Genomic DNA, 13,242 nt, shown 5'->3' with positions numbered 1-13,242 from the left:
CGCCGCTCAGGCGTCTGGCGACCGCTCCGAGCGTTCGATCTCGGCGTGGATGCGGCGCAGGGCGAACAGCAGGTTCTCGCCACCCGCATCCTCCGCCGGGTCGTCGTCGTCCGGCTCCCGACCGGCCGCACCGTTCGCGCCCGCGTGGGCCGATCGGACCGCCCGACGCAGCATCGTCAGCGCCCGGTCGGAGGCACGCAACGCCTCGGAGAGACGCTCGTCGTCGATCGCGGCCTCGACGAGGTCGGCCGAGGCGTCGATCGCATCGGCGAGTGCGCTCCGGACGCCCTCGTCGAGGTCGACCGGCACCGGGATCCCCCAGAGCGCCGCACGCAGGGCGTCACCGATTTCCACGACCACCGGCGCGATCCGTTCGAGGGCGGCGAGCGCCCCCTCGTCCCCGCGGAAGTCGTGCCGGTTCCACCGCGTGCGCGGGTTGGCCCGGCGGCTCTCCGCGGCGTCTTTCATCAGCCCGCGCGCGGCGTCGACGTCGTGCCGGATGGCGAGCAGCGAGCTGTCCCAGGACGGCGGGTCGTCCGAGGTCGGTGCCGACTCGGATCGGAGGGTGTCCGACATGCTCCGGAGCGCACCGACCATCCGTGACCTCGCGGCCGAGATCCCGGCTGCCGACTCGCGGACGAACAGCGGCGGCATGATGAGCAGGTTCACGAGGAGCCCGACGAGCACGCCGAGTGCCATCTGCACGAGGTAGCCGAGCGAGAAGTCGTTGGCGTTCGCGCCGCCGATGATGATGACGAAGAGCGCCGCGATGGGGACGTAGTCGCGGCCCTGTCCGAGCCCCGGCAAGCCGGCGAGGAGTGTGCCGAGCCCCACCGACAGGGATACGGACACCCAGCCGGGCGCGGGCGAGATGATGAGGAGCCACGCGAGTCCGATGCCGAGGCCCAGACCGATGAGGGTCTGCAGGCTCGAGCGCACCGAGTCCATGAGCGTCGGTGTGAGGCTGACGAGGGCGCCGAGCGGGGCGTAGTAGGAGAAGTCACCGAGCTCGCCCGGGAGCAGGCTGCCGAGGAACCAGGCCGCGGTGGCCGCGATGGCGACCTTGAGCGCGAGCATGAGGCGCCACGGACGCAGCGCGGGCATGATCCACGCGCCGACCCGTTGCTTCGGTGTGCGGATGCTCCCCGTCGGGGTCTTGCGTCCGGTCACCTCATCGCCGCTCATCACAGCCGCCATGGTGGTCTGGCCCTGTCGAAGCGTCAACCCCCACGCGCCGATCAGCTCGGCGGCCTAGCGTGGGTCTGGTCATCTCCGATGGCGACAACCAGGAAGGAAGCGAACATGACGAACGCATCTGCATCATCCTCACGTCCGGACGCGGAGGAGATCCCCGACGGTTCGGGCTCCGACGGTTCCGAGTCCACTGACGGTGAGGACACGGCGTCGGGTGGCGGCGCCGACGACGAGTAGTCGCCGAACCGACATCCGACCCCGATGGGTGGCGGCGCCGACGACGATTCGCCGTCGGACGCCGCCCCAGGTCAACGACTGCGGGTCGCCGTCCGGTTCTCCGCGCTGATCATCCAGGCGAACTGCTCCAGCTGCTGGATGATCGCGTGGAGGATGTCCGCGCTCGTCGGGTCCTCGTCATCGACCTCGTCGTGGACGCGGCGCATGGTGCCGACGACGGCCTCGAGTCGGACGGTGATCAGATCGATCGTCTCCGAGGTGTCGATCTCGCCCTGCGGGTACTCGGGCAACGTCGTGGTCTCGGCCACGATGTCGCTGCGTCCGTCCGGCACGGCGTGCAGGGCACGCATGCGCTCGGCGACGGTGTCGCTGAACTCACGGGCAGCGTCGATGATCTCGTCCAGCTGCAGGTGCGTGTCGCGGAAATTGCGTCCGACGACGTTCCAGTGTGCCTGCTTGCCCTGGATCGACAGCTCGATGAGGTCGACGAGGACGGCCTGCATGTTGGCGTCCAGTTCCTTCGACGCGACGAAACCCTTCTCGGCGTTCTGCCGACGGGTGGGCTTCGGCCCGGATCCTCCGGGAGCCGATCGGGTCGTGCTCTCGGTCTTGCTGGTCTTCTCTGCTGTTGCCATTGGTGGCACCTCCTGCACCGCAGGTTACGCACCGAAGCTGTCGATCCGGGGGCCCTTGACATCATCGACGACATCTCCCATTCGCGCCCGCGCGGTCGTCAGCTGGGAATTCCGAGCCGGGAGACTTATGGTGAAGCGACACAGCGTGACGCGACACCGCGTGAAGCACGACGAGGAGAGCACGGCCCGCCATGGGAAAACTGATCTACGGTTCTGAGGTCTCGATCACCTTCGAGGACCGGCTGCTTGCGCACCTGCAGTTCGTGATCGGCGCGAAGCTCCGCCGGAACGAGGCCTTCTACTTCGGCTGGAAGGACGACCCGCGGGCGGGCGACGGGCGCAGTGTCATCTGGATCCACCCCTCGGTGCCGTTGCGCTTCAAGTACTCGGGCAGCGTCCCGATCGACCTCAACCGCGCGTGGATCGACGCGCTGAACGTCACGGCGAACTCCGCCCACGGCCTCTCGGTCATCGCGGAGCCCGCTCCGAGCCGGACAGGACAAGTCGCATGAGCCGCATGGAGATCGTCTACCAGGGACTTCCGTACTCGATCGCCGTCTCCGACCCGGACGAGTTCCGCGCCGAGGTGCTCGAGAGCATCTCGTCCGGGCAGTTCCGATGGCTGCAGGTCGACCGCGGCGAAGGACAGCTGGAGCCCATCAACCTCCTGATCGGTCCCGGTATCGGTATCGCGATGGGCACGCCTGACGGCGATTCCCAGGACACCCCGTCCTCGACCCTCCCTCAGGGACAGGACCCGGACCTGCTGTCCTGACCATCTCGCCGAGCGGACACGCATAGCGCAGCAGGCACTCGGAAATCAACAGTTCAGAGCGCCGATTTCAAGTTTCCTAGACTAGTTCGGCGGACGTTGAAGTGGGTCTCCAGGCTGGCCGCTCGACACCGGCGCATCTCGCCGTGTCGATCGTCGGAGGTCCGGAGAAGGGTACAGCACATGGGCGCGATCGTTTACGGGACGGGCGAGAACCGGTTCCACCTCGAGGACCGGATGCTGGCTCACGTCAAGACCATCACCCTCATGAAGCTCCGCCGGAACGAGTCGTTCTCGGTGACGCTCCGCGACACCTCGACGGAACGCGGCCGCGTCACGCTCTGGCTGCACCCCTCGATCCCGCTGCAGTTCAGCTTCGAGTCGGATGAGACGTTCGAGATGGACCGCCCGCTGCTGGAGGACCTCATGCACGGCGCCAACGGTGGCGAGGTCACCGTTCGAGCGGACGCCGAAGAACTGGCCTGATCGGCCCCGCGGTGCCGCACGAAACAGGAGGGACTTCGTGCGGCCCCCTGAGGGTCCCGGTGCTCGACGGCTCAGTCGGTGATCGTGAAGCGGACCGCGTGCAGCGCATCGGCCCGTGACGAACCGCCCACCCGCAGCTCGAACTCGCCCGCTTCGACGACCCGCCGTCCCCGCGCGTCGACGATGGAGCAGTCGGCGACGGGCAGTTCGATCGTGACCGTCGTCGTGTCGCCCGGTTCGATCGCGACCTGACGGAACGTCTTCAGCTCCTGGTCGGCCCAGCTCACTGACGTGACGAGGTCGCGGACGTACACCTGCACCGTCTCGAGGACGGAGCGCGAACCGCTGTTGTGGACCTCGACCTCGGCACGCACGGTCTCGTCACGTCCGTAGACGGCCTGGTCGAGGCGCGGCTGCCCGTACTCGACGCTCGAGTAGGAGAGCCCGTCGCCGAACGCGAACGCAGGCTCCTGGGTGAGGTCGGCGTAGCGGTCGCCGTGCTGGCCGCGGATCTGGTTGTAATACGTCGGCTGCTGGCCGGCGTGCCGCGCGAAGGAGATCGGCAGGCGACCGGTCGGCTCGATGAGACCGAGCAGGAGTTCCGCGATCGCCCGACCGCCCTGCATGCCGGGACTGGCCGCCCACACGATCGCGTCGGCGTGCAGCGCGGACGGCGGCAGCACGAGCGGCTTCGAAGCGAGCAGGACCACGACGAGCGGCTTCCCGGTGGCGGCAAGGGCGTCGAGCAGGGCCACCTGTGCGCCGATGAGCTCGAGCGTCGCGGTGGAGCGACCCTCCCCCACGAGCTCGATGCGGTCGCCCACCACGGCGACGACCACGTCGGCGTCCTCGGCCAGTGCGACGGCTTCCGCGATGAGCGCCTCGTCCGGTCGCGCGGGCGTGACGAGCGGTGGACGCGGCTGGCCGTCGGGGAAGGTCGCCCCCGCGGGATCGGGCGAGAGCGTGAGGATGTCCGCTCCGAACGCCGTCGTGACCGTGCTCCCGGCGGGTGCGACCGCACGCAGGCCGTCGACCACGGTGGTGATCATCTCGCGCGGCTGGCCGTCGGGCAGCCAACCGGCCTGGCCGGAGTTGCCCGCCCAGTCGCCGAGCTGCATCTGCGCGTCGTCCGCGAGCGGACCCACGACGGCGATGCGCTGCGGCCCGGCCTCGGACGTCGCGATCGCCCTGCCTGCCTCGTCCGCCCGGTAGCCGCCGGCGAGCGGCAGCACGCCCTCGTTGCGGAGCAGGACGAGCGAACGCCGCGCGGTCTCGAGGTTGAGCTCGGTGTGCTCCGGCGAGCCGATCACCGCGAGCTGCTCCGCGGCGTCCGGGTGCCGCGGGCGCTCGAACAGGCCGAGCGCGAACTTCAGGGTGAGGATGCGACGGACCGCCCGGTCGAGGTCGGCCTCCTCGAGCAGGCCGCGCTCGAGCGCTTCCAGGGCGCCCTCGAAGAAGCCAGGGGTGGTCATCACCATGTCGTTGCCGGCGCGGATCGCGGCAGCCGAGGCGTGCACGTAGTCGGGGCTGACGTGCTGCTCCCATACCATGCGGCCCACGTTGTCCCAGTCGGTGATGAGCGTCCCCTCGTACCCCCATTCACCGCGCAGGACGTCGCCCAGTAGCCACTCGTTGACCGTGATCGGCACCCCGTCGATCGACTGGTAGCCGAGCATGAAGCTGGCGCAGCCCTCGCGGGCGACCCGCTCGAACGGCGGGAGGAACCATGACCGCAGTTTGCGCGGGGAGATGTCGGCCTCGCTCGCGTCGCGGCCACCCTGCGTCTCGGAATAGCCGGCGAAGTGCTTGGCCGTCGCGAGGATGGCGGTCGGGTCGGACAGTCCGTCGCCCTGGTAGCCGCGCACCATCGCGGAGGCCAGCTCACCGATGAGGAACGGGTCCTCACCGAAGGTCTCGCCGACGCGGCCCCAGCGGAGGTCGCGCGCGATGCAGAGCACCGGCGAGAACGTCCAGTGGACACCCGTCGCGGCGACCTCGACGGCCGTGGCCCTGGCGACCCGCTCGAGCAGCTCGGCGTCCCAGCTCGCGGCCATGGCCAGTTGCGTCGGGAAGATCGTCGCGCCGAGGTGGAAGGAGTGCCCATGGATGCAGTCCTCCCCCACGATCAGCGGGATCCGTAGTCGCGTCCGGCCGACGAGTTCATGGGCGACCGCGAGACGCTCCGGTGACGCGTGCAGGATCGAGCCGACGTGGGTCTCGAGCACGTGCGCCTCGATGTCGTCGCGGGCGTCGAGCTGCATCATCTGGCCGACCTTCTCCCGGACGGTCATCCGCTCGACGAGGTCGTCGACACGGGCCGCGATGGGCAGCGTGGCGTCGAGGTAGCGGGCCGCGTCGAGGTGACGGGTGGTGTCGGTCTTCATCGTTCGGTCGCTCCAGCGCGTTCGGTGTGGGTCGTGTCGGTGATCGTGGACGGGCCGGCCGGCTCGGTGCGGACGGCGGTGACGCTCGCCCCGGGCTTGATGCCGCGCTTGCGGAGGGCCCTGGCGCGCTCGCCAGCCGAGCGGAGCCTCGGGTTCACGTACTCGTCGATCCCGAAGTTGATGAGCGACAATGCGACACCGAGCAGGGCGATGCACACACCGGCGGGCACGTACCACCACCAGAAGTCGGGGAACGCACCGTTCTGCTGCGCCCAGAACAGGATGGTGCCCCAGTTGAGGTTGGTGATGGGGATGACACCGATGAACGCGAGCGTGGTGAGCCCGAGCACTGCCGCGGTGACCGTGCCGACGAAGCTCGAGGCGATGATGGCGGTCAGGTTCGGCAGCATCTCGACGGTGATGATCCGGAAGAGGGACTCCCCGTTCGCCTTCGCCGCCTGGATGAAGTCCCGGTTGCGGAGCGACATCGTCTGCGCGCGCAGCACCCGGCCGCCCCACGCCCACCCGGTGAGCGCCAGGACACCGGCGATGAGGAACAGGCTCGGGTTGTCGTACTGGGACGCCACGATGATCATGAGCGGGAGACCCGGGATGACGAGGAAGACGTTCGTCAGCGCGGACAGCGACTCGCTCGTGAACCCCGAGACGTACCCGGCGGTGACGCCGATGGCGACGGCGATGATCGTCGCGAAGATGCCCGCGAGGAAGCCGACGAGGAGCACGCCGCGGGTGCCGTAGATCAGCTGGCTCAGGACGTCCTCGCCCATGTGCGTGGTGCCGAGCAGGTGCGCGGCGGACGGAGCCTGGCGCAGCGCGGTGAAGTCCTTCTCCAGTGGGCCGTACGGCGCGATGAGGTCGCCGAAGACCGCGACGAGGACGAAGAAGCCGAGGATGCAGAGGCCCGTGATCGACTTGCCGTTCCGGAACATCGCGAACGACGACGCGAACCGTGCGGCGACCGAGCGGCCGGCCGGCGTCGGTTTGGGCGCCTCAGCGGTGGCGAGGGCCTCGGTGGTGGGGATGGTCATGTCAGGACTCCATCTGGCGGGTGCGGGGGTCGAGCACCGCGTAGGCGACGTCGGCCAGGATGTTCGCGACGAGGACGGTGAGGGTGATGACGAGGAAGAGCCCCTGCATGAGCGGGTAGTCCTTCGCCGTCGTGGCGTCGAGCAGGAGCTTGCCGACGCCCGGGTAGGAGAAGACCATCTCCATGACGATCGTGCCGCCGACGATGAAGCCGAGCGACAGGGCGAAGCTCGACAGCTGCGGCAGCATGGCGTTGCGTGCTGCGTAGTCGACGAGCACCCGACGGGTCGGCAGGCCCTTCGCCTGGGCGACGGTCACGTAGTCCTCGTCGAGGACGGTGACCATCATGTTGCGCATGCCGAGGATCCAGCCGCCGAGCGAGGCGAGCACGATCGTCGCCGCCGGGAGGAAGCCGTGCGCGATCACCTGACCGATGAAGTCGAGCGAGAACTCCGGCCTCGATCCCTTGCCGTAGGCGTGGGAGGCGGGGAACCAGCCGAGGAGGGTGGAGAACACGGCGATCGCGATGAGGCCCATCCAGAAGTACGGCACGGTCGAGAAGAAGGTGGACAGCGGGACGATGAAGTCCGCCTTGCTGCCGCGTCGCCAGCCGATGAGGGCGCCGATGGAGGTGCCGAGGACGAACGACAGGATCGTCGCGATCCCGACGAGGCCCACGGTCCACGGCAGGGCGGCGGCGATCACGTCGGTGACGGGTGCGAGGCCCTTCGAGAAGGACCGTCCGAGGTCGCCCGAGAACAGCAACCGCCAGTAGTCCAGGTACTGCTCGAGCATAGACTTGTCGGCGTCGAGTCCGAACAGGGTGCGCAGCGAGTCCGCGGCCTCGGGGCTGATGCGGCCCTGGTTCTTCGCGATGTACGCCGAGACGGGGTCGCCCTTGAGCATGCGCGGCAGGAAGAAGTTGATCGTGATCGCAGCCCACGCGGTGAACGCGTAGAAGGCGGCGCGACGGAGGAAGAAGGTCATGGTCGGCTCCCTGCCGATTCGGAGAGCGCGTCGCCCGCGAAGTGGCGGTCGGGGTCGGGCGACGCGTTGCGGAGGGCGAGCGTGTAGGGGTGCTGCGGGCGGAGGATCACGTCGTCGGCCGGGCCTCGCTCGACCACCTCGCCGTGGTGCAGGACCATGATCTCGTCGCTGAAGTGTCGCGCGGTCGCGAGGTCGTGCGTGATGTAGAGCACGCCGAGTCGCGACTCGCGCTGCAGCTCGGCCAGGAGGTTGAGGACGCCCAGCCGGATGGAGACGTCGAGCATCGAGACGGGCTCGTCGGCGATGAGGAGGGACGGACGCGACGCGAGCGCACGGGCGATGGCGACCCGCTGGCGCTGACCGCCGGACAGTTCGTGGGGCCGACGGTCGATGGTGCCGGCCGGGTCGAGCTGCACGCGCTCGAGGAGGCGGTGCACCTCGTCCTCGACCTCGGCCTCGGCGACGACGTGGTCGAGGCGCAACGGCCGCTCCAGGTGGTGGCGGATCGTGTGCGACGGGTTCAGCGAGGCGAACGGATCCTGGAAGACCATGCGGACCTGCTGGCGGTAGCGGCGGAGTGCACGACCACGACGCGGGATCGCCTTCCCGTCGAGCAGGATGTCGCCGCTCGTCGCCCGTTCCAGCTGGGTGAGGATCTTCGCGATGGTCGACTTGCCGCTGCCGGACTGTCCGACGAGGGCGAGCGTCTGGCCGGACCGCAGGGTGAAGCTGACGTCGTCGAGCGCGAGCATGTGTCCGGAGCCACGGACCCGGTACCGCTTCGACACGTGGGAGAACTCGAGGGTGGTCATGCGGTCGCTCCTGCCTGGGTGGCCGACGTGGCGGCACCCGTCCCGCGGACGAAGTCGCCGCGCTCGCCGGTGAGGCTCGGGAAGGACGCGAGCAGCTTCCGCGTGTACGGGTCCTTCGCCTGTCGGTAGATGCGTTCCGCCGTGTCGATCTCGACGAGCCGACCGGCACGCATGACGGCGATGCGGTCGGAGATCTCGAGGAGCAGCGGGAGGTCGTGGGTGATGAAGATGACCGAGAACCCGAACTCGGTGCGGAGCTCGGAGATCTGCTGGAGGATCTCGCGCTGCACGAGCACGTCGAGGGCGGTGGTCGGTTCGTCCATGATCATCAGCTGCGGCTTCAAGGCGAGCGCCATCGCGATCATGACGCGCTGGCGCATGCCGCCGGAGAGCTCGTGCGGGTAGGACTTCAGGCGGTCGCGGCCGACCCCGACGATGTCGAGCAGCTTGCCGGCCTCCTCGCGGCGTTCGGCTCGCGACATGCCCCGGCGGTGCGTGGTGAAGACGTCGTCGAGCTGCCGCCCGATCGAGGTGACCGGGTTGAGGGCGTTCATCGCGCCCTGGAACACCATGGAGGCCTTGTCCCAGCGGAACGCGCGCATCTCCTCCTCGCCGAGCAGGCCGAGGTCGATGTCCTCGCCGGACTCGTCGTGGAAGACGGCGGTGCCACCCGTGATGACCGCCGGTGGTTTGAGGAGCCGTTGCAGGCCGTAGGCAAGGGTGGTCTTGCCGCAGCCGGACTCGCCCGCGAGGCCGAGGATCTCGCCGCGGCGGAGGGTGAGCGAGACGTCGCGCACGGCTTCGACGGGCGGTTCCACGTCGTAGGTGACGCTGAAGGAGGACACCGTCAGCAGGTCGTCGTTGGTCACTGCATGAGTCCGTTCTGTGCTGATGAAAAGCGGCGCCGGACCGTCGGCAGGTCGTCGTTGGACACTGCATGAATCCGTTCTGTCGCTGGCCGCGGTGCATGCCGTTGGGCATGCGGGAGGTGACGGGCGGGGCGGATGAGCGCCCCGCCCGTCGGTGTGATGCCGTGCCTACTTCGCGGCCTTGAGCTGCGTGAGGATGTAGACCGCGGTCGGCTGCGTCGGGTCGGCGGGCGCGTATGGGTCGTCCTCGCTCGGCCATCCGGTGTAGTTCCGCGTGTTGTACGAACCGATGAACGGGCGTGTGCCGATCGGCATGGCCGGGACGTCGGAGACGAAGAGCTTCTGCACGGTCTCGAGGGCGGCTGCGCGCGTCGCGTCGTCCGTGGCGTTGGCGTAGGCCGCGAGCGCCGCGGTGGCCTCCGGGCTGTCGTACCGACCGAAGTTGAAGTCGGCCGCCTGGCCCTCGGCGACGAGCCAGCGGCCGTCCATGATGTCGGAGTACAGGTCGTACGGCGTCGCGCCGGTGTCGGTCCAGTGCAGGATGGCCTGGAAGTCGCCGTCGGACTTCGCCGCCCACCAGGTGTCCTGGTCGGGGGTGTCGACCGTGGCGGTGACGCCCAGCGTCTTGACCGAGTCGGCGATCAGGCTGATGCCGGTCACGTAGTCGTTCCAGCCCTGCGGTACCGACAGCGTGAAGGTGACGGCCTCGCCGGACGGGTCGGTGAGGACGTCGTCCTGCCAGGTGTAGCCGGCGTCGGTCAGGACCTGCTTCGCGGCCTTCGCGTCGACGGTGTAGTCCTCGCCCTCGAACTCGGAGGCGATGAACGCGTCACCCGCCGGGGTCGGGAGGCCGGTCACCGAGCTGAGCTCGGGGACGCCGCCCTCGCGGGCGATCTGCTGGTGCTGCTCGCGGTCGATGACGAGGTTCACCGCCTGGCGGAACGCGGGGTCGTTGAACGGCTTCGTCTGCGTGTTCACGAACATCGCGTCGACGGCGAGACCGGCGGCCGCCCAGTAGACGTTGTGCTCCTTGTCCTTGTCGAGGTACGCGGACTGCACGTTCGGGATGAAGGCCTGCGCCCAGTCGGCGTCACCGTTCGCGAGCGCGGTGGTGAGAGCCGTGTTGTCGTTGTACGACACGTAGTAGAGCGTCGGCACGGCCGGCTGCTCACCCCAGTAGTCGTCGCGGGCGGAGAGCTCGACGCTCTCGGTGCTGAAGCTCGTGAGCGTGTACGGGCCGGTGCCGACGGGCTCCGGGTTCTCGAAGGTGGCGGGGTCGTCGACGGACTCCCACACGTGCTTCGGGACGATCTGCTTGAGGAGCACCTTGTCCTGCTTCACGAACATGGGGTTCGCGAACGAGAGGGTGACGGTGTCACCCTCGGTCGCGACCGTGGTGAGGCCGAGGGCCGAGTTGTCGAGTTCGGGGTGGTCGATGAACTGCTGGAAGGTGAACGCGATGTCGTCGGCGCTGAACGCCTCGCCATCGTTCCAGGTGACGCCCTCACGGGCGGTCAGCGCGACGGAGGTGTAGTCGTCGGACCAGGCGATCTCGGATGCGAGCCAGGGCTTCACCTCGGCACTCGGGTCGACGAGGTTGACGATCGCGAGCGGCTCCAGGATCGCGTTGATGTAGCCGAGCTTCATGGCGGACGAGTCGCCGACGTAGGGGTTGTTGGACTCGGTGGCGATCGAGCCGTCCGGCTTCGCGATCGTCAGCGCGGCGCCGCTCTCGGGGCCGTCGCTCGACCCGCCGCCACCGGTGCATCCGGTGAGCAGCAGGGCTGTGGCCGCGAACGCGGCCAGCAGTGGGGTTCTCAGCTTCATCGCTTTCTCCTCTTGGGTGTGCGCTGCGGCAGTGCGGCGCAAGTCGGGATTCGGTGATAACTTACTGACCATTCAGTAAGTTGGCAAGCGCGGTAGTGTCGGGCGCATCGAGGCCCCCGCGGAACGGACACCATGAGCACGGTGAAACGACAGAACACGGTGAAACGACCGGCCCAGCCACGCCCGGCGACCGTGGCGAGGCGAGCCGAGGTCGTCCGCTCCGCGTTGGACGTCTTCGGCGCCAAGGGGTACGCGAACGGCACGCTCATCGACATCGCCGAGCTCGTCGACATGACGCCGGCGGGCATCCTGCACCACTTCGGGTCGAAGGACCAGCTCCTCCTCGAGGTGCTCAGCTATCGCGACGCGACGGACGTGCAGGATCTCGACGACCAGCACATCCCGGGCGGCATCGACCTGTTCAAACACCTGATCCGCACTGCCGCCGCGAACGCGCAGCGCGCCGGGATCGTGCAGGCGTTCGTCGTCCTGTCGGCGGAGTCGGTGACCGAGGACCACCCGGCCAGGCACTACTTCGACGACCGCTACCGGACGCTGCGTCGGGAGATCGCGGAGGCGTTCGAGGTGGTGTGCGCCGAGCGGGGCGTCGATGCGCCCGAGACGATCCACCGTGCGGCGGCGTCCATCCTCGCGGTCATGGATGGATTGCAGGTGCAGTGGCTCATCGACCCGGCGGACGTCGATCTCGCCGAGACGAGCGAGTACGCGATCCGGGTCATCGTCGAGTCCGTACTCGGTCCCGGCGCGCTGGACGACTGAGCCGAATCCGCACCCCACGTCCCCACCGCGAGGGCTACCGTGAGAGGCGGAGCCGGGCAGGACTCGGAGACGGTGATCGGAAGGACGTCGACATGGCCGAGAAGCAGTCGAGCACGAAGAGCGGATTCAGCGCCGAGGAACGCGCGGCGATGAAGGAGCGCGCCAAGGAGCTGAAGGCGGCCGCGAGTCGCGAGGAGGCCCTGCAGGCCGTCGTCGACGCGATCGCCGACATGGAGGACGCCGACCGCGCGATCGCCGAGCCGTTGCACGAGCTGATCATGAGCGGCGACTCCGGCCTCGCGGCCAAGACCTGGTACGGCATGCCCGCCTACGTCGGCGCCGACGGCAAGGCGGTCGTGTTCTTCCAGGCGGCGGCGAAGTTCAAGGCGCGCTACGCGACCATCGGGTTCAACGACTCCGCGAAGCTCGACGACGGCGACCTGTGGCCGACCGCTTTCGGTGTCACCGCGTGGAACGACGCCGTCGCGAAGCGTGTCGCGGACCTGCTCGCCAGGGCCGTCTGACCCTCCGGCCGCTGGGCCCCGGTCCCTGAACCCGTCGATGGGCACACGGGACCTCCCGCTCAGGTGATCTCCTCCCGGTCCCTGAGCCCGTCGAAGGGCACCCGAGCAACCTCACGAACCCGGCACCCTCCCTCCGGTCCCCGAGCCTGTCGAAGGGCACACGGAGAACCCCACGAACCCGGCGCCCTTCCCCCGGTCCCTGAGCCTGTCGAAGGGCCCACGAGCAACGTCCACAACCGGTGCGACTCGGCATCTGGAATGTCAGTGGTCCATGATGGACTAGTCCCATGACCGAGACCTCCTCCGCCGCGACCCGCGTCGGCGACGAGTACGCCGCGCAGCTCGCGGAGTTCTCGGACGAGTGGGCGGAACTCCACCGGCAACAAGCCGTCCTGGACGCACGCAAAGCGCGCCTCCTGGCCCGCTCCGCCGCCTACGCGGACGCCTTCGCCGACTCGGTCGTTCCGGCCGTGTTCCCCCCGGCCGAGCGGCAGGCGCTCTCGCGTCGCTCGACGTGTGCGGCCCTCGCGATGGCGACGCACACGCCCGAGCAGACGGTCCAGCGGGCCACCAATGACGCCGAACGTCTCGTGAACGACGCCCCATCAGTCCTGGCGTCGCTCGAGGCGGGCCGTATCTCGGCGCGGCACGCGCAGACGATCATCGACCAACTCAGTGACGTCCCGGT

15 protein-coding genes are annotated in these 13,242 nt (G+C 68.9%); 7 read left to right on the top strand and 8 right to left on the bottom strand.

Annotated features, from left to right (window positions below; translation table 11 throughout):
- Positions 1–6 precede the first annotated feature (6 nt).
- Entirely contained in the window at positions 7–1,185 is a 1,179-nt protein-coding gene (locus RWN05_RS15105) for an FUSC family protein (protein WP_314140152.1), read from the bottom strand.
- A 117-nt stretch (positions 1,186–1,302) separates the two neighbouring features.
- Here RWN05_RS15105 and RWN05_RS15100 point away from each other — a divergent pair, with 117 nt between their 5' ends.
- Entirely contained in the window at positions 1,303–1,431 is a 129-nt protein-coding gene (locus tag RWN05_RS15100; protein WP_255376699.1) for a hypothetical protein, read from the top strand.
- 71 nt (positions 1,432–1,502) lie between these two features.
- On the opposite strand, the gene RWN05_RS15095 is transcribed toward RWN05_RS15100, so the two are convergent.
- The gene (locus RWN05_RS15095; protein WP_071261759.1) at positions 1,503–2,066 is read right to left on the bottom strand and encodes a Dps family protein; all 564 of its coding nucleotides are present in this window, start codon (positions 2,064–2,066) and stop codon (positions 1,503–1,505) included.
- Between the two features lie 191 nt (positions 2,067–2,257).
- Here RWN05_RS15095 and RWN05_RS15090 point away from each other — a divergent pair, with 191 nt between their 5' ends.
- The 3 genes from RWN05_RS15090 (at position 2,258) to RWN05_RS15080 (ending at position 3,324) form a co-directional block, all read left to right on the top strand.
- Complete coding sequence (locus RWN05_RS15090; protein ID WP_064297077.1) at positions 2,258–2,578, top strand: hypothetical protein; 321 nt, start codon at positions 2,258–2,260, stop codon at positions 2,576–2,578.
- Positions 2,575–2,841 (top strand): hypothetical protein, encoded by a 267-nt coding sequence (locus tag RWN05_RS15085; protein ID WP_314140150.1) that lies wholly within the window; start codon positions 2,575–2,577, stop codon positions 2,839–2,841. The genes RWN05_RS15090 and RWN05_RS15085 overlap by 4 nt, the downstream gene beginning before the upstream one ends.
- A gap of 180 nt (positions 2,842–3,021) precedes the next feature.
- Positions 3,022–3,324, top strand: coding sequence for a hypothetical protein (locus RWN05_RS15080; protein ID WP_064297075.1), 303 nt, complete (start codon positions 3,022–3,024; stop codon positions 3,322–3,324).
- Positions 3,325–3,395: 71 nt separating this feature from the next.
- Here RWN05_RS15080 and RWN05_RS15075 read toward each other — a convergent pair whose 3' ends face one another.
- From RWN05_RS15075 to RWN05_RS15050, 6 genes are all read right to left on the bottom strand, one after another.
- Positions 3,396–5,708 (bottom strand): glycoside hydrolase family 3 N-terminal domain-containing protein, encoded by a 2,313-nt coding sequence (locus RWN05_RS15075; RefSeq protein ID WP_314140148.1) that lies wholly within the window; start codon positions 5,706–5,708, stop codon positions 3,396–3,398.
- Entirely contained in the window at positions 5,705–6,751 is a 1,047-nt protein-coding gene (locus tag RWN05_RS15070) for an ABC transporter permease (protein ID WP_399543083.1), read from the bottom strand. Before RWN05_RS15070 ends, RWN05_RS15075 begins: the two co-directional genes overlap by 4 nt.
- A gap of 7 nt (positions 6,752–6,758) precedes the next feature.
- Positions 6,759–7,742 (bottom strand): ABC transporter permease, encoded by a 984-nt coding sequence (locus RWN05_RS15065; RefSeq protein ID WP_064297072.1) that lies wholly within the window; start codon positions 7,740–7,742, stop codon positions 6,759–6,761.
- Positions 7,739–8,554, bottom strand: a complete 816-nt coding sequence (locus RWN05_RS15060; RefSeq protein WP_314140146.1) for an ATP-binding cassette domain-containing protein — start codon at positions 8,552–8,554, stop codon at positions 7,739–7,741. The genes RWN05_RS15065 and RWN05_RS15060 overlap by 4 nt, the downstream gene beginning before the upstream one ends.
- Positions 8,551–9,423 (bottom strand): ABC transporter ATP-binding protein, encoded by an 873-nt coding sequence (locus RWN05_RS15055; RefSeq protein WP_175117005.1) that lies wholly within the window; start codon positions 9,421–9,423, stop codon positions 8,551–8,553. The genes RWN05_RS15060 and RWN05_RS15055 overlap by 4 nt, the downstream gene beginning before the upstream one ends.
- A gap of 168 nt (positions 9,424–9,591) precedes the next feature.
- On the bottom strand, positions 9,592–11,250 hold the full coding sequence (locus tag RWN05_RS15050; protein ID WP_314140145.1) for an ABC transporter substrate-binding protein: 1,659 nt from the start codon (positions 11,248–11,250) through the stop codon (positions 9,592–9,594).
- A 132-nt stretch (positions 11,251–11,382) separates the two neighbouring features.
- Here RWN05_RS15050 and RWN05_RS15045 point away from each other — a divergent pair, with 132 nt between their 5' ends.
- The 3 genes from RWN05_RS15045 to RWN05_RS15035 all read left to right on the top strand — a co-directional run.
- Complete coding sequence (locus RWN05_RS15045; protein WP_064297068.1) at positions 11,383–12,030, top strand: TetR/AcrR family transcriptional regulator; 648 nt, start codon at positions 11,383–11,385, stop codon at positions 12,028–12,030.
- A gap of 92 nt (positions 12,031–12,122) precedes the next feature.
- Positions 12,123–12,554 carry a hypothetical protein gene (locus RWN05_RS15040; RefSeq protein ID WP_285038506.1) on the top strand — a complete coding sequence of 144 codons (432 nt, stop codon included), beginning with the start codon at positions 12,123–12,125 and terminating at the stop codon, positions 12,552–12,554.
- Positions 12,555–12,841: 287 nt separating this feature from the next.
- Positions 12,842–13,242 (top strand): DUF222 domain-containing protein (locus RWN05_RS15035; protein ID WP_314140143.1); only part of this gene is annotated, 401 nt, incomplete at its 3' end.

It is taken from the genome of uncultured Plantibacter sp. (assembly GCF_963518075.1).
Taxonomy (GTDB): Bacteria; Actinomycetota; Actinomycetes; order Actinomycetales; family Microbacteriaceae; genus Plantibacter; species Plantibacter flavus_A.
The sequence above is the reverse complement of the archived record's forward strand: the minus strand, read 5'-3'. Positions and strand labels throughout refer to the sequence as shown.

Excerpts from the sequence above, each read along its gene's own strand:
- RWN05_RS15075 (WP_314140148.1), bottom strand. The coding sequence starts at position 5,708 with ATGAAGACCGACACCACCCGTCACCTCGACGCGGCCCGCTACCTCGAC.
- RWN05_RS15095 (WP_071261759.1), bottom strand. The coding sequence starts at position 2,066 with ATGGCAACAGCAGAGAAGACCAGCAAGACCGAGAGCACGACCCGATCG.
- RWN05_RS15040 (WP_285038506.1), top strand. The coding sequence starts at position 12,123 with ATGGCCGAGAAGCAGTCGAGCACGAAGAGCGGATTCAGCGCCGAGGAA.
- RWN05_RS15090 (WP_064297077.1), top strand. The coding sequence starts at position 2,258 with ATGGGAAAACTGATCTACGGTTCTGAGGTCTCGATCACCTTCGAGGAC.
- RWN05_RS15085 (WP_314140150.1), top strand. The coding sequence starts at position 2,575 with ATGAGCCGCATGGAGATCGTCTACCAGGGACTTCCGTACTCGATCGCC.
- RWN05_RS15050 (WP_314140145.1), bottom strand. The coding sequence starts at position 11,250 with ATGAAGCTGAGAACCCCACTGCTGGCCGCGTTCGCGGCCACAGCCCTG.
- RWN05_RS15065 (WP_064297072.1), bottom strand. The coding sequence starts at position 7,742 with ATGACCTTCTTCCTCCGTCGCGCCGCCTTCTACGCGTTCACCGCGTGG.
- RWN05_RS15105 (WP_314140152.1), bottom strand. The coding sequence starts at position 1,185 with ATGAGCGGCGATGAGGTGACCGGACGCAAGACCCCGACGGGGAGCATC.
- RWN05_RS15045 (WP_064297068.1), top strand. The coding sequence starts at position 11,383 with ATGAGCACGGTGAAACGACAGAACACGGTGAAACGACCGGCCCAGCCA.
- RWN05_RS15060 (WP_314140146.1), bottom strand. The coding sequence starts at position 8,554 with ATGACCACCCTCGAGTTCTCCCACGTGTCGAAGCGGTACCGGGTCCGT.
- RWN05_RS15100 (WP_255376699.1), top strand. The coding sequence starts at position 1,303 with ATGACGAACGCATCTGCATCATCCTCACGTCCGGACGCGGAGGAGATC.
- RWN05_RS15080 (WP_064297075.1), top strand. The coding sequence starts at position 3,022 with ATGGGCGCGATCGTTTACGGGACGGGCGAGAACCGGTTCCACCTCGAG.